At 70.5% G+C, this 26,003-nt stretch carries 26 protein-coding genes; 14 read left to right on the top strand and 12 right to left on the bottom strand.

Annotation, left to right across the window (positions count from 1 at the left end; all coding sequences use genetic code 11):
* Nucleotides 1–50: 50 nt before the first annotated feature.
* Nucleotides 51–1,394, bottom strand: coding sequence for an ABC transporter substrate-binding protein (locus SLUN_RS17375; protein ID WP_108149358.1), 1,344 nt, complete (start codon nucleotides 1,392–1,394; stop codon nucleotides 51–53).
* A 173-nt stretch (nucleotides 1,395–1,567) separates the two neighbouring features.
* On the opposite strand from SLUN_RS17375, the gene SLUN_RS17370 reads away from it, so the two are divergent.
* The gene (locus SLUN_RS17370; protein ID WP_108149357.1) at nucleotides 1,568–2,014 is read left to right on the top strand and encodes an SCO4402 family protein; all 447 of its coding nucleotides are present in this window, start codon (nucleotides 1,568–1,570) and stop codon (nucleotides 2,012–2,014) included.
* A gap of 95 nt (nucleotides 2,015–2,109) precedes the next feature.
* On the top strand, nucleotides 2,110–2,961 hold the full coding sequence (purU, locus tag SLUN_RS17365; RefSeq protein WP_108149356.1) for a formyltetrahydrofolate deformylase: 852 nt from the start codon (nucleotides 2,110–2,112) through the stop codon (nucleotides 2,959–2,961).
* Between the two features lie 22 nt (nucleotides 2,962–2,983).
* Here the strand turns inward: purU and SLUN_RS17360 are convergent, their stop codons facing one another.
* A complete protein-coding gene (locus SLUN_RS17360; RefSeq protein ID WP_108149355.1) occupies nucleotides 2,984–4,291 on the bottom strand; it encodes a maleylpyruvate isomerase N-terminal domain-containing protein in 1,308 nt (435 codons plus the stop codon).
* On the bottom strand, nucleotides 4,288–4,869 hold the full coding sequence (locus tag SLUN_RS17355) for a sigma-70 family RNA polymerase sigma factor (RefSeq protein ID WP_108149354.1): 582 nt from the start codon (nucleotides 4,867–4,869) through the stop codon (nucleotides 4,288–4,290). Before SLUN_RS17355 ends, SLUN_RS17360 begins: the two co-directional genes overlap by 4 nt.
* 256 nt (nucleotides 4,870–5,125) lie before the next feature.
* Between SLUN_RS17355 and SLUN_RS17350 the strand changes: the two genes are divergently transcribed.
* Together SLUN_RS17350 and SLUN_RS17345 are read left to right on the top strand one after the other, a co-directional pair.
* Complete coding sequence (locus SLUN_RS17350) at nucleotides 5,126–5,500, top strand: STAS domain-containing protein (protein WP_108149353.1); 375 nt, start codon at nucleotides 5,126–5,128, stop codon at nucleotides 5,498–5,500.
* A gap of 60 nt (nucleotides 5,501–5,560) precedes the next feature.
* Complete coding sequence (locus SLUN_RS17345; protein ID WP_108149352.1) at nucleotides 5,561–6,073, top strand: EF-hand domain-containing protein; 513 nt, start codon at nucleotides 5,561–5,563, stop codon at nucleotides 6,071–6,073.
* Between the two features lie 430 nt (nucleotides 6,074–6,503).
* Here the strand turns inward: SLUN_RS17345 and SLUN_RS17340 are convergent, their stop codons facing one another.
* A complete protein-coding gene (locus SLUN_RS17340) occupies nucleotides 6,504–6,698 on the bottom strand; it encodes a hypothetical protein (protein ID WP_108149351.1) in 195 nt (64 codons plus the stop codon).
* Nucleotides 6,699–6,860: 162 nt separating this feature from the next.
* Between SLUN_RS17340 and SLUN_RS17335 the strand changes: the two genes are divergently transcribed.
* Complete coding sequence (locus tag SLUN_RS17335; protein ID WP_108149350.1) at nucleotides 6,861–7,616, top strand: DUF6879 family protein; 756 nt, start codon at nucleotides 6,861–6,863, stop codon at nucleotides 7,614–7,616.
* 14 nt (nucleotides 7,617–7,630) lie between these two features.
* Nucleotides 7,631–8,503, top strand: coding sequence for a helix-turn-helix domain-containing protein (locus SLUN_RS17330; RefSeq protein ID WP_108149349.1), 873 nt, complete (start codon nucleotides 7,631–7,633; stop codon nucleotides 8,501–8,503).
* A 91-nt stretch (nucleotides 8,504–8,594) separates the two neighbouring features.
* Here SLUN_RS17330 and SLUN_RS17325 read toward each other — a convergent pair whose 3' ends face one another.
* Entirely contained in the window at nucleotides 8,595–10,106 is a 1,512-nt protein-coding gene (locus tag SLUN_RS17325; RefSeq protein ID WP_108149348.1) for a class I adenylate-forming enzyme family protein, read from the bottom strand.
* A 211-nt stretch (nucleotides 10,107–10,317) separates the two neighbouring features.
* On the opposite strand from SLUN_RS17325, the gene SLUN_RS17320 reads away from it, so the two are divergent.
* From SLUN_RS17320 to SLUN_RS17300, 4 genes are all read left to right on the top strand, one after another.
* A complete protein-coding gene (locus tag SLUN_RS17320) occupies nucleotides 10,318–11,547 on the top strand; it encodes an amidohydrolase family protein (RefSeq protein WP_108149347.1) in 1,230 nt (409 codons plus the stop codon).
* Nucleotides 11,547–12,701, top strand: coding sequence for an acyl-CoA dehydrogenase (locus SLUN_RS17315; RefSeq protein WP_108149346.1), 1,155 nt, complete (start codon nucleotides 11,547–11,549; stop codon nucleotides 12,699–12,701). Before SLUN_RS17320 ends, SLUN_RS17315 begins: the two co-directional genes overlap by 1 nt.
* On the top strand, nucleotides 12,701–13,624 hold the full coding sequence (locus tag SLUN_RS17310) for an acyl-CoA dehydrogenase family protein (protein WP_108149345.1): 924 nt from the start codon (nucleotides 12,701–12,703) through the stop codon (nucleotides 13,622–13,624). Before SLUN_RS17315 ends, SLUN_RS17310 begins: the two co-directional genes overlap by 1 nt.
* Nucleotides 13,625–14,013: 389 nt before the next feature.
* Nucleotides 14,014–14,466: an ATP-binding protein gene (locus SLUN_RS17300; protein WP_108149343.1), complete on the top strand. Its 453-nt coding sequence runs from the start codon at nucleotides 14,014–14,016 to the stop codon at nucleotides 14,464–14,466.
* Between the two features lie 2 nt (nucleotides 14,467–14,468).
* On the opposite strand, the gene SLUN_RS17295 is transcribed toward SLUN_RS17300, so the two are convergent.
* Nucleotides 14,469–15,395, bottom strand: a complete 927-nt coding sequence (locus SLUN_RS17295) for a cyclase family protein (RefSeq protein ID WP_108149342.1) — start codon at nucleotides 15,393–15,395, stop codon at nucleotides 14,469–14,471.
* Between the two features lie 83 nt (nucleotides 15,396–15,478).
* Here SLUN_RS17295 and SLUN_RS17290 point away from each other — a divergent pair, with 83 nt between their 5' ends.
* The 3 genes from SLUN_RS17290 (at nucleotide 15,479) to SLUN_RS17280 (ending at nucleotide 18,734) form a co-directional block, all read left to right on the top strand.
* A complete protein-coding gene (locus tag SLUN_RS17290; protein ID WP_108149341.1) occupies nucleotides 15,479–16,390 on the top strand; it encodes an SDR family NAD(P)-dependent oxidoreductase in 912 nt (303 codons plus the stop codon).
* 143 nt (nucleotides 16,391–16,533) lie between these two features.
* Nucleotides 16,534–17,688, top strand: a complete 1,155-nt coding sequence (locus SLUN_RS17285) for an acyl-CoA dehydrogenase family protein (protein ID WP_108149340.1) — start codon at nucleotides 16,534–16,536, stop codon at nucleotides 17,686–17,688.
* Nucleotides 17,685–18,734 carry a Zn-dependent alcohol dehydrogenase gene (locus SLUN_RS17280; RefSeq protein WP_108149339.1) on the top strand — a complete coding sequence of 350 codons (1,050 nt, stop codon included), beginning with the start codon at nucleotides 17,685–17,687 and terminating at the stop codon, nucleotides 18,732–18,734. Before SLUN_RS17285 ends, SLUN_RS17280 begins: the two co-directional genes overlap by 4 nt.
* Here the strand turns inward: SLUN_RS17280 and SLUN_RS17275 are convergent.
* Nucleotides 18,724–19,737, bottom strand: a complete 1,014-nt coding sequence (locus SLUN_RS17275; protein ID WP_108149338.1) for a GlxA family transcriptional regulator — start codon at nucleotides 19,735–19,737, stop codon at nucleotides 18,724–18,726. The two genes, SLUN_RS17280 and SLUN_RS17275, sit on opposite strands and share 11 nt — an antisense overlap.
* Before the next feature lie 59 nt (nucleotides 19,738–19,796).
* Here SLUN_RS17275 and SLUN_RS17270 point away from each other — a divergent pair, with 59 nt between their 5' ends.
* Entirely contained in the window at nucleotides 19,797–21,152 is a 1,356-nt protein-coding gene (locus SLUN_RS17270) for an MFS transporter (RefSeq protein WP_108149337.1), read from the top strand.
* A gap of 54 nt (nucleotides 21,153–21,206) precedes the next feature.
* Here the strand turns inward: SLUN_RS17270 and SLUN_RS17265 are convergent, their stop codons facing one another.
* The 5 genes from SLUN_RS17265 to SLUN_RS17245 form a co-directional block, all read right to left on the bottom strand.
* Nucleotides 21,207–21,506, bottom strand: a complete 300-nt coding sequence (locus SLUN_RS17265; RefSeq protein WP_108149336.1) for a helix-turn-helix domain-containing protein — start codon at nucleotides 21,504–21,506, stop codon at nucleotides 21,207–21,209.
* A gap of 4 nt (nucleotides 21,507–21,510) precedes the next feature.
* Complete coding sequence (locus tag SLUN_RS17260) at nucleotides 21,511–21,855, bottom strand: type II toxin-antitoxin system RelE/ParE family toxin (RefSeq protein ID WP_108149335.1); 345 nt, start codon at nucleotides 21,853–21,855, stop codon at nucleotides 21,511–21,513.
* Nucleotides 21,856–21,963: 108 nt separating this feature from the next.
* Complete coding sequence (locus SLUN_RS17255) at nucleotides 21,964–22,554, bottom strand: flavin reductase family protein (protein WP_108149334.1); 591 nt, start codon at nucleotides 22,552–22,554, stop codon at nucleotides 21,964–21,966.
* Between the two features lie 57 nt (nucleotides 22,555–22,611).
* Nucleotides 22,612–23,409 carry an enoyl-CoA hydratase/isomerase family protein gene (locus SLUN_RS17250; RefSeq protein ID WP_108149333.1) on the bottom strand — a complete coding sequence of 266 codons (798 nt, stop codon included), beginning with the start codon at nucleotides 23,407–23,409 and terminating at the stop codon, nucleotides 22,612–22,614.
* Nucleotides 23,410–23,458: 49 nt separating this feature from the next.
* Nucleotides 23,459–25,690 carry an acetate--CoA ligase family protein gene (locus SLUN_RS17245; protein WP_108149332.1) on the bottom strand — a complete coding sequence of 744 codons (2,232 nt, stop codon included), beginning with the start codon at nucleotides 25,688–25,690 and terminating at the stop codon, nucleotides 23,459–23,461.
* Nucleotides 25,691–26,003: the final 313 nt, after the last annotated feature.

Raw genomic sequence — 26,003 nt, 5'->3', positions numbered from 1 at the left:
GCCCCGCTGACCGGATCTGAGAGCTGACGCGAGTCGAGGGGGCGCTTCCGTCAGCCTTCGGACGCGGACTTCGACAGCGTCTTGCTGACGTCCACGAAGCCCGGCTTCTGGGCCACCAGCCGTCCGTCGCGAACCACTTGGAACGTCACGCCCCGGTTGACGATCCGCGGGAAGCCGGGCGCGCCGAGCATGTCGTCGTAGTCCCAGCGCAGCGTCGGCGTGAGGCCGCCGGTCGGCACCCGCACCCCGTCGTCGAGGGCCCGCGCGATCTTCGACGGCGTGATCTCATCCGTGTTGAGCGACTTGATGGCCGTCTTCAGCACGGTGTACCCGATCCAGGTGGTCTGTACGCCCGCGTCGGCCGAGTCGATCAGGTTGTCGCCGAAGGCGTGCGCACGGATCACCTTCTGCATCTCTCCCCAGCGCGGATCGGCCGCGTCCGGGTACCAGCCGGTGATGTACGCGCCCTCCAGCGGACCGTTGCGGCCGCCCGTGCGGTCGATGAGCGGCTGGCCGACGCTGCCCACGACGGAGGAGATCCGGATCTTCCGGTTGTCCTCGGGCAGTCGCCGGAAGGAGTCGACGAAGGTCTCGGTGCGGTCGCCGAGCGCGGCCGTGACACAGCCGGGACGGTCGTCCGACTCCGACTCCGAACCCGACGCTGTACCGGAGCCGGTCAGTCCGTCGGCCTTCTTGCGCGCCTGCTTGGCCTGCGCCGTGAAGTCGGTCGCGTCCTCCGCTGCCAGGATGTCCGTGGACTCGCGCCCGTTGCCCTGCGCCAGACCGGCGTTGAGGAGGCCGGGGAGTTCGTCGCCCGCCAGGGAGTTGGGCCGTACCAGCGAGACCTTGCCGCAGACGTCCGCGAGCTGCTGGCCGTTGCCGGCCAGGAGCGCCGCCTGCCCGCCGTTGACGGGGTAGGAGAGGTAGCTGCTGAACTCTTCCTCGGAAATGCCGTATCCGCCGATGAAGGGGATGCCCGCGGCCTCCAGCGGGGCCATGAAGGCGTCGCCGTGCTGGCTGTACGAGCCGACGACGGCGACCGCGCCCTCCTTGACCGCCCGCCGGGCGCAGGTGGCCGCTCCGCTGGGGGTGTTCTCCTCGTTGCAGGTGATGACCCGGAGCTCATGGCCGTCGAGGCCGCCGTTCGCCTTGGCCCAGCGGGCATAGGCCTTCGCCATGGCGGGCATACCGGGCATGTTCGTCGTACGGGTGTCAATCGGGGCGAACGTCATGACGGTGACGGGCTCCCTGGAGCCCCCCGTGCCCCCAGGGAACACGCCGCAGCCGGTGACCAGCGACGTTCCGGCCGCCGCGACAGCCGTGGACATACATACGGCGCGAACCCAACTGGTCCTTGAGGGGCGGGGGGAGGAGGAACGTCGCCAACCGGTCATGGTTATGCAGATTTCCGCCTCCCGGGTAACGGAGCAGTGTCCGTTGTTCAACGGGAAGTGACGGAGAAGTGAATTACGGGGGGCGGCGAAGCTGCCGGGGCGGGGAACGTACGATCGACGTCGTGCAGCAAGGTCAGGTCAACCCTTCCCGTCGCGGCAGTCGCTCCTCCACCATGGGCGGCATGCCGCTCAATGACATGCCTTGGTGGCGCTGGCGCAGCAATGTGCGCTCGGCGCTGCACATGCTTTCCGATCCCGTCTTCCACGAGGAGTGCTGGCTGGCCGGCCGCGAGGGGTACGGCGACGTCACCGACGCCGTGTACCGCCTGGTCGAGGACACCTGGCTGGACAACTGGTCCGCGGAGAAATACGTCGGGACGATCTTCCGCGACTCGGGCGAGGCCGCCCTCGTCGATGTCGCCGTCCTGCGCGTGCTGCGGATCATGCACCAGGTGGGCGCCGACGCTCCCGTCTCCGCCTATCTGGAACACCATGGCTGGCCGGAGGCCGTACGGGCCGCCCGCGAGGCACACGTACGGCTGGCGGACAGCGACGGCGAGGACCCGGACACCCCGCCGCGCTCGCTGGATGTTCTGCGCATCATGACCCGGACCGCCTGAGCCCGCCCAGGTCCCTCTGGGTCCCTCTGGGTCCGTCCGGGTCCGCCTGACGGACGAGGTCCGGCCGGGACCGGCGGATATGGCAGGCTACGAGGATGACCGACCAGTACGTCCTGACGCTCTCCTGCCCGGACAGACAGGGCATCGTGCACGCCGTGTCGAGTTATCTCTTCATCACCGGCTGCAACATCGAGGACAGTCAGCAGTTCGGGGACCGGGGCACGGGTCTGTTCTTCATGCGGGTCCACTTCTCGGCGGAGGCGCCGGTGACCGTGGAGAAGCTCCAGGCCGGCTTCGCCGCCGTCGGGGACGCCTTCCGGATGGACTGGCAGATCCACCTCGCCGACGAGCCGATGCGGATCATCCTGATGGTCAGCAAGTTCGGGCACTGCCTGAACGACCTGCTCTTCCGCTCCAGGACCGGCGCGCTGCCGGTCGAGATCGCGGCGGTCGTCTCCAACCACACGGACTTCGCCGAGCTCGTCGCCTCGTACGACATCCCCTTCCATCACATTCCGGTCACCAAGGACACGAAGGCCGCCGCCGAGGCGCAGGTGCTCGAGCTGGTGCGCACCGAGAATGTCGAGCTGGTGGTGCTCGCCCGCTATATGCAGGTGATCTCGGACGATCTGTGCAAGCAGCTGAGCGGCCGGATCATCAATATCCACCACTCCTTCCTGCCGAGCTTCAAGGGCGCGAAGCCGTACCACCAGGCGCACGACCGGGGCGTGAAGCTGATCGGCGCGACGGCGCACTATGTGACGGCCGACCTCGACGAGGGCCCGATCATCGAGCAGGAGGTCGAACGGGTCGGCCACGAGGTCACCCCCGAGCAGCTGGTCGCGGTCGGCCGCGATGTGGAGTGCCGGGCGCTGGCGCGCGCGGTGAAGTGGCATGCCGAGCACCGGATCCTGCTGAACGGCCGCCGCACCGTCGTCTTCGGCTAGACAGGGGCGCAGAGGTCCCGGGCTACAGCCTGCTCAGCGACGCCGCCGCGAACAGCACGTCCCGGATCGCCTCCCGGTCCCCGTCCTGGCCCGCCGCTGCCTCCTCCGGTGAGACATGGCCCGCCACCAGACGGCAGAACTCCACGCCGTCCAGCGCCACTTGAGCCACCGACCGGTCCGCCGAGCCGACCGCGGCCGGTGAGTCCAGGGCGATGTACCAGTTCCCGCCGCCCGAGCCCTCGACCTCCAGATGCAGTGACCGTCCAGGCGCGCCCGCCTGGACGAGATGTCTGGCGGGTCCGGCGAGGCCCGCGCGCCTGCGGTCCGCGAGCGCGGCGGGCAGCAGTCTGGCCGCCAGGTCGATCATCCGGTGCAGATGCGATCCGCTCGGCGGCTCGTACGGATAGTCCACCGCATTCGCGATGTCGCCCGCGTGCATCCAGCACTCGAAGGCGCGGTCCAGCATGGAGTCCCGCAGCGGAAGGGCGAAGTCGCCGTACGAAACGGACAGTTCGGCGACTCCGCGGCCCGCGAAGGAGACCGTACGGATCAGTGTGTGGCTCTGGTCGCGCCACGGCTCGCGGATCGTGCGGGTCGGCGGCAGGTCCGCCGTCCGCCAGAACGCCTCCGTGCGTTCCGTGGGCGCGCTCGGCGCGTCCGGCCCGAGGGGATCGTCCAGCCCGAGCGCGCTTGCGACCAGCCCGTCGACGCTCATCAGATGCCCCATGACGCCGGCGACGGTCGTTCTGCGGCTCACCTGCCGTTCGCCCTCGAACCACTTGAGACGTACCGGCGCATGCCACTCCGCGTCGCCGATGTCCCGCAGCAGTGCGTCGAGCCGCGCTGACTCGGCGTCGTACGGATTCGCCCAGGTGGGCACCGGGATACGGGCGGGCCTGCGGCCCAGGCAGTTCTCCAGCACCCGGAAGCGCAGCAGCGGGTCGAGGTCCAGATCACGGTCGGTGTGCAGCAGGGCGACGGCGTCGCGCAGCCGCAGGGCCTCTTCCGCACAGGGCGCGCAGTCGCCGAGGTGTGCCTCGACGGCCGCGGTCTCCTCGGTGGAGCAGGCGGACAGCGCCCAGGCGCCGAGCAGCGACTTCAGCACACTGTGGGACGGCGTCTCCCGATAGACCTCGGCACTGGCCGCGGGTTCGTCGGCCTTCGCGGGCGGCGGCGGAATCGGGACCGAGCCCGGGGCCGGGCCCCGGTGCGCGGCCGGATTCAGATCGTCCGCCGCCGAGCGCGGTCCAGGTATGCGCGGCACGCCCCGTACCTCGTCGTGGCCGTCGTGGCCGTCGTCGCCCCGGCCGCCGTCCAGCGGCCCGCTCACAGGGAACGTCCGTATCCGGGCGGGGAGGAGCCCTCCAGCGGGCGCGTATTGGCGGTGGACAGCAGCTGGAGCCCCAGCCGCAGCCGGCGCCTGGCCTCGTCCTCGGTGACGCCGAGGTCGGCGGCGGTCTGGCGGTAGTCCCTGCGCTGGAAGTACGCGAGCTCCAGCGCGGCCCGCAGGGGCGCGGGCATCGAGGTCACGATGTAGTCGGCGCGGGCGGCGACCGCCGCCCTGCGCACTTTCTGCTCCAGCTCCTCCGTGGTGCCCTCGCCGCCCAGGGCGAGCGCGGCGGCCTCGGTCTGGCGCAGCCGGTACACGGCCTGGCTGTTGGTGAGCCTGGCCACCCAGGAGCGCATGGAGCCCTGCTTGGGGTCGTACGCGTCGGGGTTCTCCCAGATGTAGCCGAAGACCTCGCGGGTGACCTGGTCGGCCGCCGCGTCGTCGTCGAGCACCCGGTGGGCGAGGCTGTGCACGAGCGCGGCGAACCTGTCGTACAGCTCCCCGAGCGCAGCGGCCTCTCCCCGCGCGAGCCGCTGCTGCATCTTGCGGTCCCGGCGCGGTGGTGTGTCCTTTGCCATACGGCCCCCAAGCTTGCCCCTGTGCCTGCCGCCTCTTCGAATGTAGTGCGCGCGGCCCCGGACGCACGCCCCTTTGCGGCAAGTGCGCCCCTCGGAGTGGCCGGGATGATAGGAGGCGGACCGCCCGGAGACGGCTGTGAGCATCGTGTTTCATGGGAGGGCGGCGGGGCAGTCGCGAAGGAACCACAGCTTCCGGATCTTCGCGGCCGCTTGTCGGCAGCCGCGTCCCCGGATCGGCAGGAGGAGAGGTCCGGTCGTGATGCTCAAGGTGGACGAGACCCGGCAGGGCGTGTGGACCGTGCTGCACGTCCGCGGCGAGCTGGACCTCGTGTCCTCGCCCGTGGTCCGCCAGCACGTCCATGGCGCGGTCGCCGCCGGCCGCCGCGATCTCGTGCTCGACCTCTCCGAAGTGCTCTTCTGCGACTCCAGCGGCGTCGGCGTGCTGATCGCCGCCCGCCGGCTGCTGCGCTCCTGCCGGGGCAGGCTGCGGCTGATACTCCCTGCCCGGGGCGCGGGGGACGGCTCGCACGTCAACCGGGTCCTGGCCGCGCTCGGGGTGCGCCGGCTCTTCGAGGTGTACGCGGACGCGGGCGCGGCCGTCGACGACGAGGCGGAGCCCCTCTCCGCGTAATTGCGGAGACTTGGCGCAGTACTTGCACGCGTCAGCGCCCGGAGTCGTACCCTCGGCCGCATGGACAGCGCAGAGTACGAGCGCAAGATCGCTTCCCGCTTCGCCGCCTTCGACCAGGACGGCAATGGCTATATCGACCGTGAGGACTTCAGCGGGGCCGCGGCCGCACTGTTGGCCGAGTTCTCCACAGCCGCACGCTGCGACAAGGGCCAGGCCCTGTACAGCGGCGCGGAGGCGTTCTGGCAGGGCATGGCCGGAATCGCCGATGTGGACGGGGACCAGCGGGTCACCCGCCAGGAGTTCATCACGGGTGCGGTGAAGAGACTGCGCGACAATCCCCAGCGATTCGCCGAGATCGCCCGCCCCTTTCTCCATGCCGTGATCGCCATCGCCGACGAGGACGGCGGGGGCGTGACCCCGTCCGCGGCCGAGCGGGTGCTGCGGGTCCTGGGGGTGGATCCCGGTCTCGCGGTCAAGGTGGGGAAGGCGCTGGACGCGGACGGTGACGGCAGGATCACGGAGGAGGAGATCCTCGCGGCGTTCGCCTCGTACTACGTGACGCCCGAGCCGTAGGCCTTACCCGGGGGCTCTGCCCCCGGACCCCCGCGCCTCAAACGCAGGCGGGGCCCTTGTTGGGGCTCCGCCCCAAGCCCCGCTCCTCAAACGCCGGAGGGGCTGAGTTTCGCCGGCGAGGCCGGATTTCACGCCGGCGGGCAAATGATTGCGCGCGGCGGGCAATGGCCGCTTGTGCCCCGCAGGCCAACTCGGGTGCGTCCACTGTGCTTTGAATATTCGAATCAGCCAGGTGGGCAGGCAAGTCTCGGTCACTGCTTCCCCCGTACCCGGCACCGCTCGCAGGGGAATGGGCACGGGGGGAGGTCGGCCGTGGGAGGCAGGTAGACGACCCCGGAGGCCACATCCAGCGCGCCGCTGTACGCCGACCACCATCCCGAAGGGGAGTCGGTGTACGGGCCGTCCTGCTCTGGCGGCGGGGCGGGCGGGGTCACGTGCGCCGCCGGTGCTCCGGACCACTGTGCCGCCGGATCTCGATGTTCGCGTCCGAGACGGCCGACATATCGCCCGTGCGGCGGTTTTCCTCACGCTGACGGGCCAGCGCCGCGCACACGTCGCAGCCGCCCACTGGCGCCGGCTCCAGCAGAGGCGTGTTGAGGTGCACGGGCCCGCTCATGGTCGTCATGGCCCGAAACGCTAAGGATCACCAACCTGGCCAGGGATGCAGTTTTCGCAAATATTCTCGTCAACTCACTTAGTTTTCCTGGGTATTCTCCTGAAGTCGGTGTCCAGGGCAGTGGGACGCGGCAATGCTGAATGGACACCACTCAGCGCGAGGGAGACGACAATGACGCGCAGGCTGCGGTTCAACGGAACCGGGTCCGGCAACGGCGGATGTCCGTCCGTGCACGAAGACCTGGACACGGGGGAGGTCATCGTGCACGGCCCCCCGCTCACGAACCCCGAGGACATTGCCCAGCTTCAGCACCTCTCGGAGGGAGAGCAGGTCATCGTGGTCCCGCGCGCAGTGCTTGAGGACTGGGCTCCCAAGAGTGCCACCCAGCGACAGGCGACGATCATCAGCGTGGACGAATTCGGCAGGCTCTTCGAGACGTTCAAGCACACGGCATGGAGGCTGGAAACGCGACGGGCATACGGGTCCGACGCGGAGACCGAGACGTACGCGCAGTTCGTGAGGGGCGAGCCGGTCGAATGGGACCTGGACGACGAGTGGTGCAGCAACATGCGCCGTCAGACCGGAGCGGGTAAGACCGTTGGCCGGGTGCGCATCCTGGACAACCCACCCACCACGGGGCAGCTGTACCTGATGGACAACGCTCAGCGGAACGCGGCCACCGGCGAGGACATGCGCAACCTGTGGCGGGCGGACGCGGAGCGGCTGCGGCTGCCGAACGAGGACTTCTGGATCTTCGACTCCCGGCTGGTGGCCCTGCTCATTTTCGACAGCGACGACAACCTGCTGCACGTCGAGCTGATCACCGAGCCGGCTGAGGTCGTCCGGTACTCACAGGTGCGGGACGCGGCGATGCACCACGCCGTGCCCTCTGATCGGTTCGCAGAGCAGTTGCGCACAGCGAAGTAGGAGAGCGTGGACCGGTGAGTACCGACTACCAGCAGGCGAGAGTGGCGCTCGGAGCGCGGCTTCGTGAGCTCCGCCTGTCCTCTCCCGGTGGCCGGCTCACCGGAACGCAGCTGGCTTCGCGGCTGGGCTGGGCGCAGTCCAAGGTCTCCAAGCTGGAACTCGGCCAGCAGACCGCCGCGCCCGAAGATCTGGCGCAATGGGCAGTGGCCACCGGACAGCCCGACATCGAGGGTGAGTTGCTGGCGCGGCTGCGAGGCTTTGAGTCGCACATCCGCTCCTGGCGTCGGCAGCTGGCGTCCGGACACCGGCCGGTACAGGACACGTGGTACGCGGAGTCGGCCCGCACCACGGTGACCCGGGTGTGGGAGAGCGCGATGATCCCCGGCGTCTTGCAGACCGCGGACTACGCGCGCGCGGTCTTCACACGGTATGCCCAGTTGATGCAGTCGGAACGCGATACCGAAGAGGCCGTGCGCGGCCGACTGCGGCGGCAGGAATTCCTTTACGACCCGGGCAAGCGGTTCGAGGTGCTCGTCTCGGAGGCGGCGCTGCGTTCCGTGATCTGTCCGCCTTCCGTGCTTGCGGCACAGCTCGACAGGCTGGCCGGGCTGATCGGTCTGGACACGGTGAAGTTGATGATCGTCCCCCTGTCCGCACCGCTGAAGATTCCCCCTGCCAACGGCTTCTGGATACTGGACGACAGATTGGCCATCACCGAGGACTGGCACGCGGAGCTGTGGTTGGACGATGCGGAGAGCATCGCCCTCTACCAGCGGGTGTGGGACACACTCCGGGAGTCTGCCGTCCACGGGCCCGAGGCGCATCGTGTGATCAGCCGGGCGCGGCGCTCCCTGGACCCGCCGCAGAGCCTTGCCGGCTCGGATTAGTCAAATATCGCGCGAGCCCTCTCCCGGCCGCACAACCGCACGCGCAGGTAGCGGCTGCGGAGGGCTGCCACTCCGGCACGAGACGGCGGGCTCACGAATACCGTTCCCGCAGCTTGTACTTGAGCACCTTCCGCAGCGTCTCGTTCCGCGGCAGTCCCTCCACCACCTCCAGCTGCTCCGGCAGTTTGTGCACCGACAGGCCCAGGCCGCGCAGATACGCTGTGACCACGCCGAGGCTCAACTCCTGTGCGCCCTCGGGCTGTTCCACCACCGCGCACACCCGCTCGCCGCGCTCCGCGTCCGGCAGGCCGATCACCGCCACGTCCGCGACGGCGGGATGCGCGTGCAGGAGGTCCTCGATCTCCTTCGCGGAGATGTTCTCGCCCTTGCGGATGATGACGTCCTTGATGCGGCCGGTGAGGACGAGGTGACCGGACTCGGTGACATGCCCCAGATCCCCGGTGACGAAGAAGCCCTCGCCGTCGAAGGCGGCCGCGGTCTGGGCGGGATCCAGGTAGCCCTGGCAGACGGCTTCCCCGCGCAGCCGCACCTCGCCGTCCACGATGCGTATCTCCATGCCCTCGGGCGGCCGCCCCTCGGTCGTGGCGAGGTTCCGCACGGTGTCGTCGGGCGCGCCCATGGTGATCATCGGGACCTCGGTCATGCCGTAGCCGTGGGTGAGCTGGCAGCCCATCTCGCGTACCACGGCGTGATAGATCTCCGGCGGCTTGGGCGCCCCGCCCCCGGCCAGCAGCCGCAGGCTGGGTATCAGCGGCCGCTCCGGCGCTTTGCGCTGCTCGGTGAGGAACATCGAGTAGAAGGCGGTGGAGCCGCCCGCGACCGTCACACCGTGCCTGCGGTAGCCCTCCAGCGCGTCGGGCAGCGCGAACTGCTCGAACATCACCGCCGGGAATCCGTACAGCAGCAGCATCACCGTGTAGTCGGGCCCGGCGATGTGGGCGAAGGGGAACGCCATCGAGCCGACGTCGTCGGACGACAGACGCAGCGCGTGCGCGAGGCAGGAGCCGCCCGCGATCAGCGAACGGTCGGTGTGCAGCACGCCCTTGGGGTCCGATGTGGTGCCCGAGGTCCAGTAGATCCACCGCACGTCCCTCCCGGTCAGGGGCGGCGGAGGCAGTACGGCCGGGTCGCCGTCGGGCAGGGTGTCGTACGCCTCGAAGACCAGCGGCGGCTCCGGGAGCTCCAGTGCGAGCCGGTGCGCCATGCCCGCGTGGTCGAAGCCGCGCCAGGTCCCCGGTACGGCGAAGAACGCGGCCTTGGACTCCCGTAGCGCGAAGCCCACCTCGCGGTCCCGGTAGAAGGGGATGATCGGCGTCTGTACGGCTCCGATGCGGGCGAGGGCGAAGGAGAGCAGCGCTGTCTCGATCCGGGTGGGCAGCTGCCAGGCGACCACCGTGCCGGGCCGCACCCCGAGTTCGTACAGTCCTGCCGCCACCCGCTCGGAGCGGTCCCGCAGCGCGCCGAAGGTGAGGCTGCGGTCGTCCTGGAGCAGTACGGGACGGTCCGGGGTGAGCCCGGCGCGGAGTTCGACGAGCTCCCAGAGGGTGCGGGAGGCGCCCAGTGCGTGTGCGGTCTCGTTCATGCCCGAGCTCCCTCGTGGCTGCCATAGCTGACGGGTAGTCAGATCGTGTCGAGAGCGTAGGGCTCACCGCCTTGTCGGTCCAGGGGTGCGGGGCTAGCCTGATTTCTGACGGACCATCAGAAACGGTCGACGGAAACAGCGGCTCAACGGAAACAGCGGCTCAACGGAAACAGGTCGGCAGTATCAGCGGCAGCACTCGGAGGGGACACCCATGAAAGAGCTTCCTCGGATCGTCAGCGTCGACGACCACGTGATCGAACCGGCGCACCTCTTCGAGACCTGGCTGCCCGCGAAGTACCGCGAGCGCGGCCCCCAGCCGCTCACCGCCGGCATCGGCGAACTCGCCTACACCGGCGGCAAGTACGTCATCACCATGGACCCGGACGGGCCGCCGACCGACTGGTGGATCTACGAGGACCTCAAGTTCCCGTACAAGCGCAACATCGCCGCCGTCGGCTTCGACCGCGACGACATGACCCTCGAGGGCATCACCCGCGCGGAGATGCGGCGCGGCTGCTGGGACCCCGGGGCGCGCCTCGCCGACATGGACCTCAACCACGTGGAGGCGAGCCTCTGCTTCCCCACCTTCCCGCGCTTTTGCGGGCAGACCTTCGCCGAGGCGCACGACAAGGAGGTCGCCCTTGCCTGCGTACGCGCCTACAACGACTGGATGGTGGAGGAGTGGTGCGGGGACAGCGGCGGCCGGCTGATCCCGCTGTGCGTCATCCCGCTCTGGGACATCGACCTGGCGGTCGCCGAGATCAAGCGGAACGCGGCGCGCGGGGTGAGGGCGGTGACCTTCTCCGAGATCCCCACCCATCTCGGGCTGCCGTCGATCCACACCGGGTACTGGGACCCGTTCTTCGCGATCTGCCAGGAGACCGGCACGGTCGTGAACATGCACATCGGCTCGTCCTCCCAGATGCCCGCCGCATCGCCGGACGCGCCGCCCGCCGTCCAGGCCTCGCTGTCCTTCAACAACGCGATGGCCTCGATGATGGACTTCCTCTTCTCCGGCGTGCTGGTGAAGTTCCCGACGCTGAAGCTGGCGTACAGCGAGGGCCAGATGGGCTGGATCCCGTACGCCCTGGAGCGCGCCGACGATGTGTGGGAGGAGCACCGGGCCTGGGGCGGGGTGCGCGATCTGATCCCCGAGCCGCCCTCGACGTACTACTACCGGCAGATGTTCTGCTGCTTCTTCCGCGACAAGCACGGCGTGGCCTCGCTGGATGTCGTCGGACGCGACAACGCCACCTTCGAGACCGACTATCCGCACGTCGACTCGACCTTCCCGCACACCAAGGAAGTCGCCCTCGACCACGTCAAGGGCCTCGACGACGAGACGGTCTACAAGCTGATGCGCGGCAACGCAATCCGGATGCTCGGCCTGGATCTGGACCGGGACCTGGGCCGGGAACCGGGCCGGGACCTGGACCGGTAGTGGACCTCACGTACACGGAGGAGGAAGAGGCCTTCCGGGCGCGGCTGCGCGCGTGGCTCGCCGTGTCGCTGCCCGAACTGCCGCCGAAGCCCGACCCGCTGGACTGGCCGGGCCGCCGGGCGTACGACACGGCCTGGCAGCGGATGCTGTACGACGCCGGGTACGCGGGCCTGCACTGGCCCGTCGACGCGGGCGGGCAGGGAGCGACCCCGACCCAGCATCTGATCTACCTGGAGGAGACGGAGCGGGCCGGGGCGCCGTACGTGGGCGCGAACTTCGTGGGTCTGCTGCACGCCGGTCCCACCATCGCCGCGGAGGGCACGGCCGAACAGCGCGCCCGCTGGCTGCCGCCCGTGCTGCGCGGCGACGAGGTCTGGTGCCAGGGCTTCAGCGAGCCGGACGCCGGCTCGGACCTGGCGTCGCTGCGTACGAAGGCCGTCCGGGACGGGGACTCGTACGTGATCAGCGGCGCCAAGATCTGGACCTCGCACGCCGAGGTCGCCGACTGGTGCGAGCTGCTCGTACGGACGGACCCCGGGGCGCCCAAGCACCGCGGGATCTCCTGGCTGGCGATGCCCATGGACGCGCCCGGGGTCACCGTGCGCCCGCTGCGCACGCTCGCCGGGTCGGCGGAGTTCGCCGAGATGTTCCTCGACGAGGTCCGCGTCCCGGTCGCGAACCGCGTCGGCGAGGAGAACGACGGCTGGCGCGTCACCATGGTCACCCTCTCCTTCGAGCGCGGCACGGCATTCGTCGGCGAGGTCGTCGCCTGCCGCCGCACGCTGGGCGAACTGGCCCGTACGGCCCGGCGGAACGGCCGCTGGGACGATCCGGTGCTGCGGCGGAGACTGGGGCGGCTGAACGCGGAGTTCAGTGCCCTGTGGCGGCTCACCCAGTGGAACGTCAGCGAGTCGCAGAGCACCGGCGGCGTACCCGGCATCGGCGGCTCGGTCTTCAAGCTCCGCTACTCGCACGCGCGCCAGGAGCTGTACGAGGCCGCCGCCGAGGTGCTCGGACCCGACGCCGTGGACCTCGACCACGAGTGGACGGCGGACCGGCTCTCCTCGCTCTCGTACACCATCGCCGCGGGCACCTCGCAGATCCAGCAGAACATCGTCGCCGAGCGGATCCTCGGCCTCCCGAAAGGGCGCTGATGGACTTCCGGCTGACCGGCGACCAGCGTGCTCTGCGAAGCGGCGTACGGGAGCTGCTGGCGGGCCGCTTCGGCCGCGACGCGCTCCGGGCGGCCGTGGACCGGGAGGGCACGGTCGACCGGGAGCTGTGGCGGCAGCTCGGCGAGGCCGGCTTCTTCGCGCTGCGGCTCCCGGAAGCGGAGGGCGGCGTCGGGCTCGGACTGCCCGAGGCGGTCCTCGCCTTCGAGGAGGCGGGCCGGGCGCTGCTGAACGGGCCGCTGGTGGCGACGCATCTGGCGGCGGGGATCGTGCCGGGCGCGGCGGAGGGCGGCACGGTGGTCACCTGCGCCACTCAACTGCGCGGCCACATCCCGCACTTCGCCGACGCCGATGTGGCGCTGGTGCTGTACGACAGGTCGTGGCGGGTCAGGTACCCCAAGGACCTCCCCTCGGCCAGGGCGGTCCGGTCCATGGACCCGCTCACCCCGGTGCACCGGTCGTCGCCGGACATTCCCACGGCGCCACCGCACCCGGACGGCACGCTGCTGACCGCTGCCGAACAGCTCGGCAGCGCCGCGCGCACCACCGAGGCGGCCGTCCAATACGCCAAGGAGCGGCAGCAGTTCGGACAGCCCGTCGGCGGCTTCCAGGCAGTCAAGCATCTGTGTGCCCAGATGCTCGTACGCACGGAGGTCGCCCGCAGCGCCGTCTACGCGGCCGCGGTCACCGGGGACCTCACCGAGATCGCCGGCGCCAAGCTGCTCGCCGACGAGGCGGCCGTACGCAATGCGCGCGACTGCCTCCAGGTGTACGGCGGTATGGGCTTCACCTGGGAGGCGGATGTCCATCTGCATCTCAAGCGGGCCTGGCTGCGGGCGCAGATGTGGCTCACCGCGGCCGAGTCGGAGGAGATCCAGGCCGATGCCTTGGCCTCAGCACTCTGAAGCGTCACCGATTGTCGATACCGGGTTGTGTCCTTCGGACGACTCGTCACGGCCCGGAGTCGGGGTGACGCTCCGGTACGCTCCGTGGGATGCGAGTGGTTCCGAGACCGGGCTTCACCGGTGTCGCCCGTGCGGCGGCTCCGGGCCCCGGAATGTGCGCCGTTCGCCGCCTGTGCACGCGTGCTGCGTGCCTCTGTTCGACTCCCCACAACGTGCGTCGCACAGTATGCACCACGGGTACTCCTTCGCGCTGGAATATGCCCGAAGCGCTTGTTGCGGTGACTGTACGTCAACCATGCTGTCTCGCAAGGGAGTCACGTTCAGTGACCCTGTTGGGGACCTTGTCGAGGCGCGAGGCGATGTGTCCGCCGGTTCGGATGGTGTGAACGGTGCAGGTGCTTCTGGTTCAGTTGGAGGTCGGGCCCGATCCCGCGGAGGTGGGACGAGCTCGGAGGTGGGCCCGGTCCAGGCTCGAAGGGTCCGGGATAGGGGACGACGAGCCGCTGGCCGAGACACTGATCCTGCTGATCTCGGAGCTCGTGACCAACGCCGTCGTCCACACCGGCTGTCCGGCGGTGCTGCGGATGCTCTTCGGCGCGGGAGCGGCTGAGGCCGGGACGGTACGGGTGGAGGTCGTCGATATCAGCGCCTGCCCGCCGCAGCCGCGCCACGCCGAGGGCGGGGACACCAACGGCCGCGGGCTCGAACTGGTCGACGGGCTCGCCGACCGGTGGGGCTGGCAGCCGGAGGGTGCGGGCAAGTCCATCTGGTGCGAGGTGGACAGGGGCGCGCCGACCGTTGCGTACGAGCCGGGGGTGCGGGGCTTCGTCGCCGCGCCGTAGCCTCAGAGGATCGCGACGGGGGCGACGGGGGTTCCCGTACCGCCGACGAACGGTTCGGGCATCGCCGACAGCAGAAACGCGTACCGCTTCACTTCTGCACAGGCTGTGGACAACTTTTCCAGATTCCAGTTCTGGCCCTGCAGCATGCCCATCTCGACGAGGTCGAGGGCGTGCACGGGCAGCCAGAGGTTCTCGATCTCCGGCGGGAAGATCTCGAAGGTGAGGGTGTCGTTCGCGACGGCGGCGACGTCGTGGGCGTGGAACCACTCGGGCGTACGGACCGAGAGGCCCGGGGACGGGTACGCGTAGCCGTGCTTGTCCCCGCCGAGGCAGACCTGGATCTGCCCGGTCCGTACGAGAACGATGTCGCCGGGCTGCACGCTCACCCCGCCGAACTCCGCGGCCTGGTCAAGGTCCTCGGGGGTGACGGCGTGATCGCCGGGCAGGCGGTCGAGCCCCTTCGCGCGCGCCACGTCGAGCAGGACGCCGCGAGAGACGATGTGCCCGGCCTTGTCGATACCGCTGAACCGGGCGCGGGCGTGCGGGGTGATGGTGTCGGCGGGGCGGCCGTTGTAGATCTTCCCCGAGTGGGAGACATGGGTCAGGGCGTCCCAGTGGGTGGCGGCCTGCAGACCCATGGTCACGGCGTCGTCGCTGGTGGCGACGGTGCCGGGGCCGAAGAGCTCCTGATTGATCTGGACCATGGTGTGCAGGGGGTTCACCCGGCCCGGAATCATGCCGGTCTGGATGCCGTCCTGCTGGAGCGGAAGCGCGAGGGGGACGCGGCGGCCGGTGCGGACGGTGGCCGCGGCGGCCCTGACCACCTCGTCCGTGATCAGGTTGAGAGTCCCCCGCTCGTCGTCGGTTCCCCAACGGCCCCAGTTGTTGACGCGTTTGGCGATGTCGTGGAACTCGGCCGGCAGTGACATCGGGCCTCCTGGGGCTTGTGCTCGAGTATCTGACTGACCGTAGAATCTAACGGTCCGTCAGAAACCGCGGGAAGGGGCCGGGCGTGGGGAACTTCTTGGCAGGCAAGGTCGTCGCCGTGACGGGAGCGGGGCGTGGCATCGGACGCGCGGTGGCGCTGGCCGCGGCGGCGGAGGGTGCGCGGGTCGTCGTCAACGACTACGGCGTCTCGATCGAGGGCGGCGAGCCGACGTCCGAGATTGCGTCGGCGGTCGTCAAGGAGATCGTCGTGGCCGGCGGCGAAGCGGTCGCCGTGGCCGACGACATCTCGACGATGGCCGGCGGCCGGCGGATCGTGGACGTCGCGCTCGCGGAGTACGGCCGGATCGACGGGGTCGTGTGCGTGGCCGGGATCCTGCGCGAGCGGATGCTCTTCAACATGTCCGAGGAGGAGTGGGACCCGGTCGTCGCAACGCACCTGAAGGGCACGTTCACGGTCTTCCGGGCGGCGTCCGCAGTGATGCGCAAACAGGGCGGCGGCACCCTGATCGGCTTCACCAGCGGGAACCACCAGGGGAGCGTGGCGCAGGCGAACTACTCGGCCGCGAAGGGCGGGATCATCTCGCTGGTGCGGAGCGCGGCGCTGGGCCTGCACAAGTACGGGGTGACGGCGAACGCGGTGGCGCCGGTGGCGCGTACGCGGATGTCGGCGAACGTCCCGATGGAGCTGAAGGAGATCGGGGAGCCGGAGGATGTGGCGGCGCTGGTCGTCTACCTGCTCTCCGACCGCGCCCGCAAGGAGCGGATCACGGGTCAGGTCTACACGATCGCGGGCCCGAAGATCGCGGTGTGGGCGCAGCCGAGGGAGCTGCGAGCGGGTTACGCGGAGGGCGGGTGGACGCCGGAGAGGATCGCGGACTTTCTGCCGGGGACGGTGGGGGTGGACCCGATGCCGATGCTGGCGCAGCTGGAGGAGATGGCGCGAGCGGCGTCGTCGGGCGCCCGCCCGAACGGGTAGCTGGAGTATCCAGCCCGTCCGGCGATCGAGGACACGGCCGAAGCCGTACGGGGTCTGGGGGCGCAGCCCCCCACGCGGCGGAGCCGCACATCGATACAGCGGGAAGGGGCGGGCAGGGGAACCCTCAACTCCTTGGAGAAGACGTGGACTTCGAGTTCGGCCCGGCCGACGACGCGTTCCGCACGGACGCCCGCGCCTGGCTCGGGCAGCACATGACCCGGGACCCCGCCGGCTCCGCCGGCCTCCGCGCCTGGGAGCGCGAGCTCGGCCGCGCCGGATGGATCGGCCTCGGCTGGGACACCGGCGCGTACGGGAACCGCCGGGCCACCCTGACCCAGCAGGTCGTCTGGGCCGAGGAGTACGCCCGCGCCGGCGCCCCCGGCCGCCTCGGGCACATCGGCGAGAACCTCCTCGCGCCCACCCTCATCGCCTACGGCAGCCAGGCGCAGCAGGACCGTTTCCTGCCCGCCGTCGCCCGCGGCGAGGAGCTCTGGTGCCAGGGCTACAGCGAGCCCGGCGCCGGCTCGGACCTCGCCGCGGTGCGGACCGCCGCCGTCCGGGACGGCGACGTCCACCGGATCAGCGGCCAGAAGATCTGGACCTCGCTCGCCCACGAAGCCGACTGGTGTTTCGTGCTGGCGCGGACCGAGGCCGGGTCCCGGCGCCACCACGGGCTCTCGTTCCTGCTCGTGCCGATGGACCAGCCGGGCCGTATCGACGTACGCCCCATCCGCCAGATGTCGGGCACGGCAGAGTTCAACGAGGTCTTCTTCGACGGCGCACTCGCCTCGGCCGGTCACGTCGTCGGCGGCGAGGGCAACGGCTGGCGCGTGGCCATGGGCCTGCTCGCCCTCGAGCGCGGCGTGTCCACGCTCGTCCAGCAGATCGGCTTCGCCGAGGAGCTGGCGCGGGTGGTGCGGCTGGCCGCCGAGAGCGGGGCCGTCGACGACCCGGTGCTCAAGGACCGGCTCGTACGCCAGTGGGCCGAGCTGCGCATCATGCGGTTCAACGCCCTGCGGACCCTGGCCGGTCCGGGCGGCGACCCGGGCGCCCCGAGCGTCGCCAAGCTGCTGTGGGGCGGCTGGCACCAGCGGCTCGGCGAACTCGCCATGGCCGTACGCGGCGCGGGCGCGGCGGCAGGTCCGTACGACTGGAGCGCTGAGCGTCCCTACGAACTCGACGCCCTCCAGCGGCTGTTCCTCTTCACCCGCGCCGACACCATCTACGGCGGCTCGGACGAGATCCAGCGCAACATCATCGCCGAGCGGGTGCTCGGCCTACCGAGGGAGCCCCGATGAGAGGCGTCGTCTTCGACGGCAAGCAGCCCCAGGTGGTTGACGATCTGGAGATACGGGACCCGGGCCCCGGCGAGGTGCTGGTCGCCGTCGCCGCCGCCGGGCTGTGCCACAGCGATCTGTCGGTGATCGACGGCACGATCCCCTTCCCCGTACCGGTGGTTCTCGGGCACGAGGGCGCGGGTGTCGTCGAGGCGGTCGGCGCGGGCGTCGGCCATGTCGCACCCGGCGACCATGTCTCGCTGTCCACCCTCGCCAACTGCGGCGCGTGCGCGGACTGCGACCGCGGCAGGCCCACGATGTGCCGCAAGGCGATCGGGCGGCCCGGCCGCCCCTTCTCGCGCGGTGGTGAACCGCTCTTCCAGTTCGCCTCCAACTCCGCCTTCGCGGAACGCACCATCGTGAAGGCCGTCCAGGCGGTGAGGATCCCCTCCGATCTGCCGCTGACCTCGGCCGCGCTGATCGGCTGCGGGGTGCTCACGGGAGTCGGAGCCGTACTGAACCGCGCGAAGGTCGACCGCGGTGACACCGTCGTCGTCATCGGGACGGGCGGCATCGGGCTCAATGTCCTCCAGGGCGCGCGGATCGCGGGCGCGTCCGCGATCGTCGCCGTCGACTCGAACCCGGCGAAGGAGGCGGTGGCCAGGCAGTTCGGGGCGACCGACTTCCTCGAATCGGCGGCCGGCGTACGGGAGATCCTGCCGACCGGCGCCGATCACGTCTTCGAGTGCGTCGGGCACGTGGGCCTGATCCGGCAGGCGATCGAGCTGCTCGACCGGCACGGCCAGGCGATCATCCTGGGCATGCCGGCGGCGACGGCGGAGGCGTCCTTCGTGCCTGCGGCGATGTTCCTGGACAAGTCGATCCTGGGCTGCCGCTACGGTTCCTCGCGCCCGCAGCACGACATCGCGCTGTACGCCGAGCTGTACCGCCAGGGCAGGCTGCTGCTGGACGAGCTGGTCACCGAGACCTACCGGATCGAGGACTTCGCGAAGGCGGCGGACGATGCGCACCATGGGCGGGTGGCGCGCGGCGTGCTTACGTTCTGAGCTCGCCCGTTCTGAGCTCGCCGCCCGCGCGGAAGGTGCGCCGGTACACGGTGGGCGGAACCCCCAGCACCGACTGCAGATGCTGCCGCATCGACTGCGCCGTACCGAAGCCCGCGTCCCGCGCCACCTGGTCGACCGACAGATCCGTGGACTCCAGCAGGTGCCGGGCCCGCTCCACGCGCTGCCGCGTCAGCCACTGGCCCGGGCTGACGCCGACCTCCTCGCGGAAGCGGCGCGTGAAGGTCCGTACGCTCATGGACTCCTGCTCCGCCATGTCGCGCAGCTGGATCGGCTCGTGCAGCCGCCCGAGCGCCCAGCCCCGGGCGGCGGTCGTGGTGGCCAACTGCGGTTCGGGGACGGGGCGTTGGATGTACTGGGCCTGCCCGCCGTCCCGGTGCGGCGGTACGACGGTGCTGCGCGCGACCTCGTTGGCGACGGCCGTGCCGTGGTCGCGCCGCACGATGTGCAGGCACAGGTCGATGCCCGCCGCGACGCCCGCCGATGTGAGCACGTCGCCGTCGTCGATGAAGAGGACGTCCGCGTCGACCTTGACGGACGGGAAGAGCCGCTGGAAGTGCTCGGCATGCGACCAGTGGGTGGTGGCAGGCCGGCCGTCGAGCAGCCCGGCGGCGGCGAGGACGTAGCCGCCGGTGCAGATGGAGACCAGGCGGGTGCCGGGCCGGATGTGCGCGAGGGCGTCGGCCAGCTCGTCGGTGAGCCGGCCCTCGTCGAAGACCGGGCCCAGCTCGTACGAGGCGGGGATGACGACGGTGTCCGCGGTGGCGAGCGCCGCGGGGCCGTGATCGACGTGGACGTCGAAGTCGGCGTCGGTGCGGACGGAGCCCGGCAGGAGCGCGCAGGTGACGATCTCGTACAGGGGACGGCCGTCCGCGTCCTTGGCCCGGCCGAAGATCCGGTGAGGGATGCCGAGCTCGAAGGGGAGCAGCCCGGTCAGCGCCAGTACGACGACCCGATGCGTTGTGATGCTCTTTACGTCACCCATGGCCCGATCCTATCGAATGCTGTCCTACGGGCCACTCGTTACGGTTGACCGGCCCCCGGATGCTGAGTGACGTGCCCCAGACAACTGAGCCGCAGCACGACAGCCCTCCTTCTCTTCGCCCTCCGCGGATCCGTATCCACCGCGCGTGGTTCGTCGCCGTCGTCACGTTCGTGACGATCATCGGCGCCGCCGCCTTCGCCTCGCTGCCGGGTCTGCTGATCGAGCCGCTGCACGAGGAGTTCGACTGGTCGCGCGGCACGATCGGCTTCGCGGTCTCGGTGAATCTCGCGCTGTACGGGCTCACCGCGCCGTTCGCCGCGGCGCTGATGGACCGCTTCGGCATCCGCCGGGTGGTCGCGGTCGCCCTGACGGTCATCGCGGTCGGCTCCGGGCTGACCGTCTTCATGACGACGTCCTGGCAACTGGTCATGTACTGGGGCGTCCTGGTCGGCCTGGGCAGCGGCTCGATGGCGCTGGCCTTCGCCGCGACGGTCACCAACCGCTGGTTCGTCCAGCGACGCGGACTGGTCACCGGCATCCTCACTGCGGCCGGCGCCTCCGGCCAGCTGGTCTTCCTCCCTCTCCTGTCCTGGCTGGTCGAGAACCACCGCTGGCGCCCGGCCTCGATCACGGTCGCGCTGTCGGCGCTCGCCGTCGTCCCCTTCGTCTGGCTGCTGCTGCGGGACCACCCGGCGGACGTGGGGATCGCGGCGTACGGCGCGGAGGGCTTCACCCCCAAGCCGGACCCGGTCCGGGGCGCGGCCCGCCGCGCGATCACGGTCCTGGTCCGGGCGGCCCGCACAGGCCCGTTCTGGCTGCTGGCCGGCACCTTCGCGATCTGCGGCGCCTCAACGAACGGCCTGGTCAAGACCCACTTCGTGCCCGCGGCCCACGACCACGGCATGCCGATCACGGCGGCCGCTTCGCTGCTCGCGGTGATCGGCGTCTTCGATGTCGTCGGCACGATCGCATCGGGCTGGTTCACCGACCGCTTCGAGGCGCGCCGGCTGCTGTCGGTGTACTACGCGCTGCGGGGCATCAGCCTGCTCTTCCTGCCGATGCTGCTCGCCCCGTCCGTCCACCCGCCGATGCTGTTCTTCATCGTCTTCTACGGCCTGGACTGGGTGGCGACGGTCCCGCCGACGATCGCCCTGTGCCGCGAGCACTACGGCGACGACAGCGCGATCGTCTTCGGCTGGGTCCTGGCGTCGCACCAGGTGGGCGCGGCGATCGTGGCCTTCGGGGGCGGTGTGGCGCGGGATGTGTTCGGCTCGTACGACGTGGTCTGGTACGCGTCGGGGGCGCTGTGCGCGGCGGCGGCGCTGATGGCTCTCGTGATCCGCCGCAAGCCACTGGCGAAGCTGCCGCCGGTGTCGCCCGTCTCGCTGGTGAAGGCGGCCGACCCGGTCGGGTAGGCCCGTCCCGACCGATACCGGCGTACGGCACACCTGCCGGGCCGGACGGCCCCCTCAGCTCGCTCGGTCGAGCGGCTCGAAACCGACGCTGAGCCGCATACCGAGCGCGGAGGCGAAGCGCTCCAGGAGGGGCAGGGTGGGCATCGTCCCGCCCGCCTCGAACCGCGCCACAGCGGGCTGCTGAAGGCCGGCGGCTTCAGCGAGCTGGGCCTGGGTCATCCCGAGCGCCTCCCGGCGCTCACGCACAGCGCGGCCGAGTTCAAAGCGGATCCGGGTCGCTTCGTACGCTTCCTGGGCCTCAGGGTGAGCGAGGGCTTCCTCCCTCAACTCGGCCCACTTCTTCCGGCCGCTCATCCCGTCACTCCTCATCCACTGTGTGCTCCTCGGCGAAGCAATTGCGCATCGCCCGGACGGCTCGCTCGACCTCGGCACTCTCTCGCATCCGTTGCTTGCGGAAGACTGTGAGCAGGATGATGCGACGCCCGCTCGCTATCCAGTAGGTGATGCGCATTGCCTCACCATCGAGGTGGAAGCGCAGCTCTCTGAGTTTGCCGTCCAACTGTTTGCTGTACGGCTCGCCGAGGAGGACGCCGTAGGTCGCCAGCAGTTCCACGTAGAACGCAGTCGTACCGCGATGCTGCTGACTCAGCCCGAGGAACCACTTCTCCACCTCCGGCTCGACTTCGACCTCGCCCCATGTCATAACAGGGACGTTATGAACAGGCTATCGCGCCGTGCTGCGGAACGCCTCTCGTTCACTCGATCGTGAATTGGGCAGGCAACAGGTGCGGCGGCACGCGCCTCGGCGGGTTCAGTCCCGCAAGCGCCCGAACTTCCCCCGGTGGAACAGCAGCGGCGCGCCCTCGTCCGCCGCGCCCAGTGCCTCCACCCGGCCCACCACGATCAGGTGGTCGCCGCCGGTGTGCACCGTCTGGATCGTGCAGTCGATCCAGGCCGGCACGCCCTCCAGCAGCGGCGACCCGGTCACGGGCGCGGCGGTGTGCGCGACGCCGGCGAACTTGTCCGCGCCGCTCACCGCGAACCCCCGGCACAGCTCGCCCTGGTGCGCACCGAGGACGTTGACGCAGAAGGACCCGGCGCGGGCTATGCGCGGCCAGGTCGTCGACGTGCGGGCGACCATGAAGGCGACCAGCGGCGGATCGAGTGACAGGGAGGCGAAGGACTGGCAGGCGAACCCGGCCGGTCCGTCCTCGTCGTACGCCGTGACGACGGTGACACCGGTCGCGAAGTGCCCCAGCACACGCCGGAATTCGGCCGCCTCGACGGGCAGCCGTTCGTCGTCGCCGACGGCCCGCAGGTCCGGGCGCGGCAAGGCGTCGAAGGGCTCGGTGGCCGTGGGGGCCCCGACCGACCTGAGGTATCGGACGGCGGTGGCCGCCATCCCTGCGTGTCCCATCACATCTCTCATTGAAGCTGACGGTGCGTCAGATTGGAAGCCTCAGCGACCCTCGTACCAGGGAGTCCGGCGTTCCACGAAGCTCGCCACCCCCTCGTTCGCGTCCCGCGTCGTCATGTTGATCTCCTGCGCGGCCGCCTCGGCGGCGAAAGCCGTGGCCCGGTCGGACTCCAGTGAGGCGTTCACCAGCTGCTTGGTGAGGGCCAGCGCCCGCGTGGGGCCCGCCGCCAGGCGCTCCGCCCACTCGCGCGCCGTCTTCTCCAACTCCTCCGCCGCGACCACCCGGTTGACGAGTCCGATGCGCTCGGCGTCGGCAGCCGACAGGGAGTTCCCGAAGAACATCAGCTCCTTCGCGCGCTGCGGGCCGATCAGCCGGGGCAGCAGATACGCCCCGCCGCCGTCCGGGACGAGCCCCCTCCGTACGAACACCTCGATGAACTTCGCCGGTTCCGCCGCCAGTACGAGATCGCAGGCGAACGCGAGATGCGCGCCGATGCCGGCGGCGGTGCCGTTGACCGCGGCGATCACCGGCTTCTCGCAGTCGAGTACGGCCCCGATCAGGCGCTGCGCGCCGAGCCGGATCGTCCGTGCCACATCGCCGGGGATCCGCTCCCGGCCGGTCGACGGCGTCCCGCGCAGATCCGCCCCCGCGCAGAACCCCTTGCCGGTCGCGGTGATGACGACGGCCCGCACCTCGGGGCCGGCGGACGCCTCCGCGAGCAGCGCGATGATCCTCTCCCGCTGGTCCCAGGTGAGCGCGTTCATCGCCTCGGGGCGGTTGAGGGTGATCCACGAGACCCCGTTGTCCGCGCTGTGCAGTACCAGCGACTCGTCGGTCATGCGGTTCCTCCGTTCCGTACGGTCGAAGCGGCGGCTCGGCGCACCCGGATCACCGGCACACCGCCAGCGCGTCCAGCGCCACCGCGCCCTGCCCCCGCGGCAGCACCATCAGCGGGTTGATGTCCAGCTCGGACAGCTCGTCGCCCAGCTCCAGCGCCATCCGCTGGACCCGCAGCACGACCTCCACCAGCGCGTCCACGTCCACCGGCGGGCCACCCCGTACGCCCGCCAGCAGGGCCCGGCCGCGCAGTTCGCCGAGCATCGAGCGGGCCTGGTCCTCGCCGAAGGGCGGGACGCGTACCGCCGCGTCGTGCAGGATCTCCACCAGTACCCCGCCCAGGCCCACCGTCACCGTCGGGCCGAAGAGCGCGTCCTGGGTGACCCCGACGACCATCTCCACGCCCCGCTCGACCATCTGGCAGACCAGGATCCCGTCCAGGTCCACGCCCTCGTAACGGGCGATGTCCGTCAGCTCGCGGTAGGCGTCGCGGATCTGGCTGGCCGAGGTCAGCCCGACCTTGACCAGGCCCAGTTCGGTCTTGTGGGCGAGCTGCGTCCCCGACGCCTTCATGACGACCGGGTAGCCGACCAGGCCCGCCGCCCGCACCGCCGCCGCCGCGCTCGTCACCAGCTGCTCGCGCGGAACCCGGATGCCGTACGCCCGCAGCAGCTGCTTCGCCGCGTGCTCGCTCAGCTGCTTGCCCGGCCGCATCAGCGCCTGCGCCTTGCGGAAGGAGGGCGAAGGGGTGCGCGGCGCCTCGTCGAAGGGCGAGCGGTAGCCGGCCCTGAAGCGATGGTGGTCCAGATAGGCGCGGACGGCCGTGATGCAGTTCCCGAAGGTACGGAAGGTGGCGACCCGTGAGGACCCGAGCAGCGTCTCGCGGTACGCCGCCTCCGTCCCCACCGGCGACCCCCACACCACGCACACCAGCTTGTCCGTGGTCTCCGCCGCGTCCACCAGGTCCTGCGCCAGCTTGTCGCTCATCGGCGGGAAGGGACCGGTGATCGGACAGATCAGCACACCGACGGACGGGTCGTCGAGAATCGCGTCGATGATCTTGCGGCCGCGCCAGTCGCCCACGGGGTGCCCGCCGTTGTCGACGGGGTTGGCCACACTCAGATACTCCGGTATCCACTCGTGCAGCTCGGCCTGCTTGGCCCCGGACAGCTGGGGCATCGGCAGCCCGGCCGCCGTCGCGAGGTCCGAGAAGTGCGCGCCCGTGCCGCCCGAGATCGAGTAGACGACGACCCCGTCGGCCACCGGCGGCCGTGCCCGCGCCAACAGGGCCGAGGTGTCCTGGAGTTCGTCGAGCCCGTCCACCCGGATCACGCCGAACTGCCGCATCGCCGCGTCCACCACCTGGTCCGCGCCCGTCAGTTTGCCGGTGTGCGAGGCGGCCATCCGCGCCCCGGTCTCGGTGCGCCCGACCTTCACCGCGACGACCGGCACTCCGCGCCGCGCCGCCCGGTCGGCGGCGAGCAGGAAGGAGCGCCCGTCCTTGAACCCCTCCACGTAGCAGGCGATGGCCCCGACCTCGGGGCGCTCGGCGAAGTACGAGATGAAGTCGGCGGTCTCCAGATCGGCCTCGTTGCCCGTCGGCGCCCAGTGGGAGAGCCGTACGCCCAGCTCCTGCATGGTGAACACGGGCCGCCCCTGGTGCCCGGACTGGGTGATCAGCGCGATCGCCGGCCCGTCCAGGTCGTCCCGGAACCTCTCGAAGGCGTTGAGGTTGGTGTTGGGGCCGAGGAGCCGCACCCCCGAGCGTTCCACCGCGGCCGCCAGCCGTATCTGGGCCGCCGAGCCCTCCGCCCCGGTCTCGGCGTACCCGGAGGCGAAGGCCACGGCGAACTTCACCTTGGCCTCGGCGAGTTCCTCGATCACCGGCAGCGGGTCGCCGACCAGCAGCACGGCGAGATCGACCGGCTCGGGCAGCTCGCGGACCGAGGCGTGGCAGCCGAGCCCGAAGACGGTCTCCCGGGTGGGATGCACCGGATACAGCCGGGCCCCGACGCGCCCGGCCCAGTCGATGAGCTGCCGGGTGATGCCGGTATTGGGCCGCCCCTCGGCATCGGAAGCCCCGACGACGGCGACGGAGGCGGGCCGGAAGAACCGGTCCAGATCGGGCACGGAGGCGTACAGGGCCCGCCCGCTGACGTCCAGATCACCGGCGGACGCGGTGGCCGCGGCCGTTTCGTGGACGGCATCGCGGGGGTGCTCTCCGCAGGCCACCACGCGCGCGCGGAGGTCGGAGGTGAGGGTGCCGTGAGTGGATCCAAGCATCGCTGAGCCCCGCTCCTGCTCGTCGGACAGCAACTGACGCATAGTCAGATTACAGACCTGACGACCAGTCAGGAACAGTCCTGCGCGTAAAGCCTGGCGGGAGGGGGGATCGTACGTCACCTTCCCCTCGGCTCCTCGTGCATGAACTACCCGCCTGCGGGGGGTGGCGAAGACGGCTGGGCCGAGCTGGACCTCCTGTCGAAGGAAGCGGGCCCGACCGACCGCCGGGCGCTCTCACCCCTGCGGGTGAACGTCGCCAACTGGGCCGTATTTGGGCGGTGTTACATGCCTATGCTCGCCACGAGACACGCCG

The sequence above is a fragment of the Streptomyces lunaelactis genome (assembly GCF_003054555.1).
Lineage (GTDB): Bacteria > Actinomycetota > Actinomycetes > Streptomycetales > Streptomycetaceae > Streptomyces > Streptomyces lunaelactis.
The sequence above is the reverse complement of the archived record's forward strand: the minus strand, read 5'-3'. Positions and strand labels throughout refer to the sequence as shown.

Bases quoted from the DNA above. Each gene is read 5' to 3' on its own strand.
- SLUN_RS17375 (WP_108149358.1), bottom strand. From the start codon at position 1,394: ATGACCGGTTGGCGACGTTCCTCCTCCCCCCGCCCCTCAAGGACCAGT.
- SLUN_RS17370 (WP_108149357.1), top strand. From the start codon at position 1,568: ATGGGCGGCATGCCGCTCAATGACATGCCTTGGTGGCGCTGGCGCAGC.
- purU (WP_108149356.1), top strand. From the start codon at position 2,110: ATGACCGACCAGTACGTCCTGACGCTCTCCTGCCCGGACAGACAGGGC.
- SLUN_RS17355 (WP_108149354.1), bottom strand. From the start codon at position 4,869: ATGGCAAAGGACACACCACCGCGCCGGGACCGCAAGATGCAGCAGCGG.
- SLUN_RS17345 (WP_108149352.1), top strand. From the start codon at position 5,561: ATGGACAGCGCAGAGTACGAGCGCAAGATCGCTTCCCGCTTCGCCGCC.
- SLUN_RS17340 (WP_108149351.1), bottom strand. From the start codon at position 6,698: ATGACGACCATGAGCGGGCCCGTGCACCTCAACACGCCTCTGCTGGAG.
- SLUN_RS17335 (WP_108149350.1), top strand. From the start codon at position 6,861: ATGACGCGCAGGCTGCGGTTCAACGGAACCGGGTCCGGCAACGGCGGA.
- SLUN_RS17325 (WP_108149348.1), bottom strand. From the start codon at position 10,106: ATGAACGAGACCGCACACGCACTGGGCGCCTCCCGCACCCTCTGGGAG.
- SLUN_RS17320 (WP_108149347.1), top strand. From the start codon at position 10,318: ATGAAAGAGCTTCCTCGGATCGTCAGCGTCGACGACCACGTGATCGAA.
- SLUN_RS17310 (WP_108149345.1), top strand. From the start codon at position 12,701: ATGGACTTCCGGCTGACCGGCGACCAGCGTGCTCTGCGAAGCGGCGTA.
- SLUN_RS17295 (WP_108149342.1), bottom strand. From the start codon at position 15,395: ATGTCACTGCCGGCCGAGTTCCACGACATCGCCAAACGCGTCAACAAC.
- SLUN_RS17280 (WP_108149339.1), top strand. From the start codon at position 17,685: ATGAGAGGCGTCGTCTTCGACGGCAAGCAGCCCCAGGTGGTTGACGAT.
- SLUN_RS17275 (WP_108149338.1), bottom strand. From the start codon at position 19,737: ATGGGTGACGTAAAGAGCATCACAACGCATCGGGTCGTCGTACTGGCG.
- SLUN_RS17270 (WP_108149337.1), top strand. From the start codon at position 19,797: ATGCTGAGTGACGTGCCCCAGACAACTGAGCCGCAGCACGACAGCCCT.
- SLUN_RS17265 (WP_108149336.1), bottom strand. From the start codon at position 21,506: ATGAGCGGCCGGAAGAAGTGGGCCGAGTTGAGGGAGGAAGCCCTCGCT.
- SLUN_RS17260 (WP_108149335.1), bottom strand. From the start codon at position 21,855: ATGACATGGGGCGAGGTCGAAGTCGAGCCGGAGGTGGAGAAGTGGTTC.
- SLUN_RS17255 (WP_108149334.1), bottom strand. From the start codon at position 22,554: ATGGCGGCCACCGCCGTCCGATACCTCAGGTCGGTCGGGGCCCCCACG.
- SLUN_RS17250 (WP_108149333.1), bottom strand. From the start codon at position 23,409: ATGACCGACGAGTCGCTGGTACTGCACAGCGCGGACAACGGGGTCTCG.
- SLUN_RS17245 (WP_108149332.1), bottom strand. From the start codon at position 25,690: ATGCTTGGATCCACTCACGGCACCCTCACCTCCGACCTCCGCGCGCGC.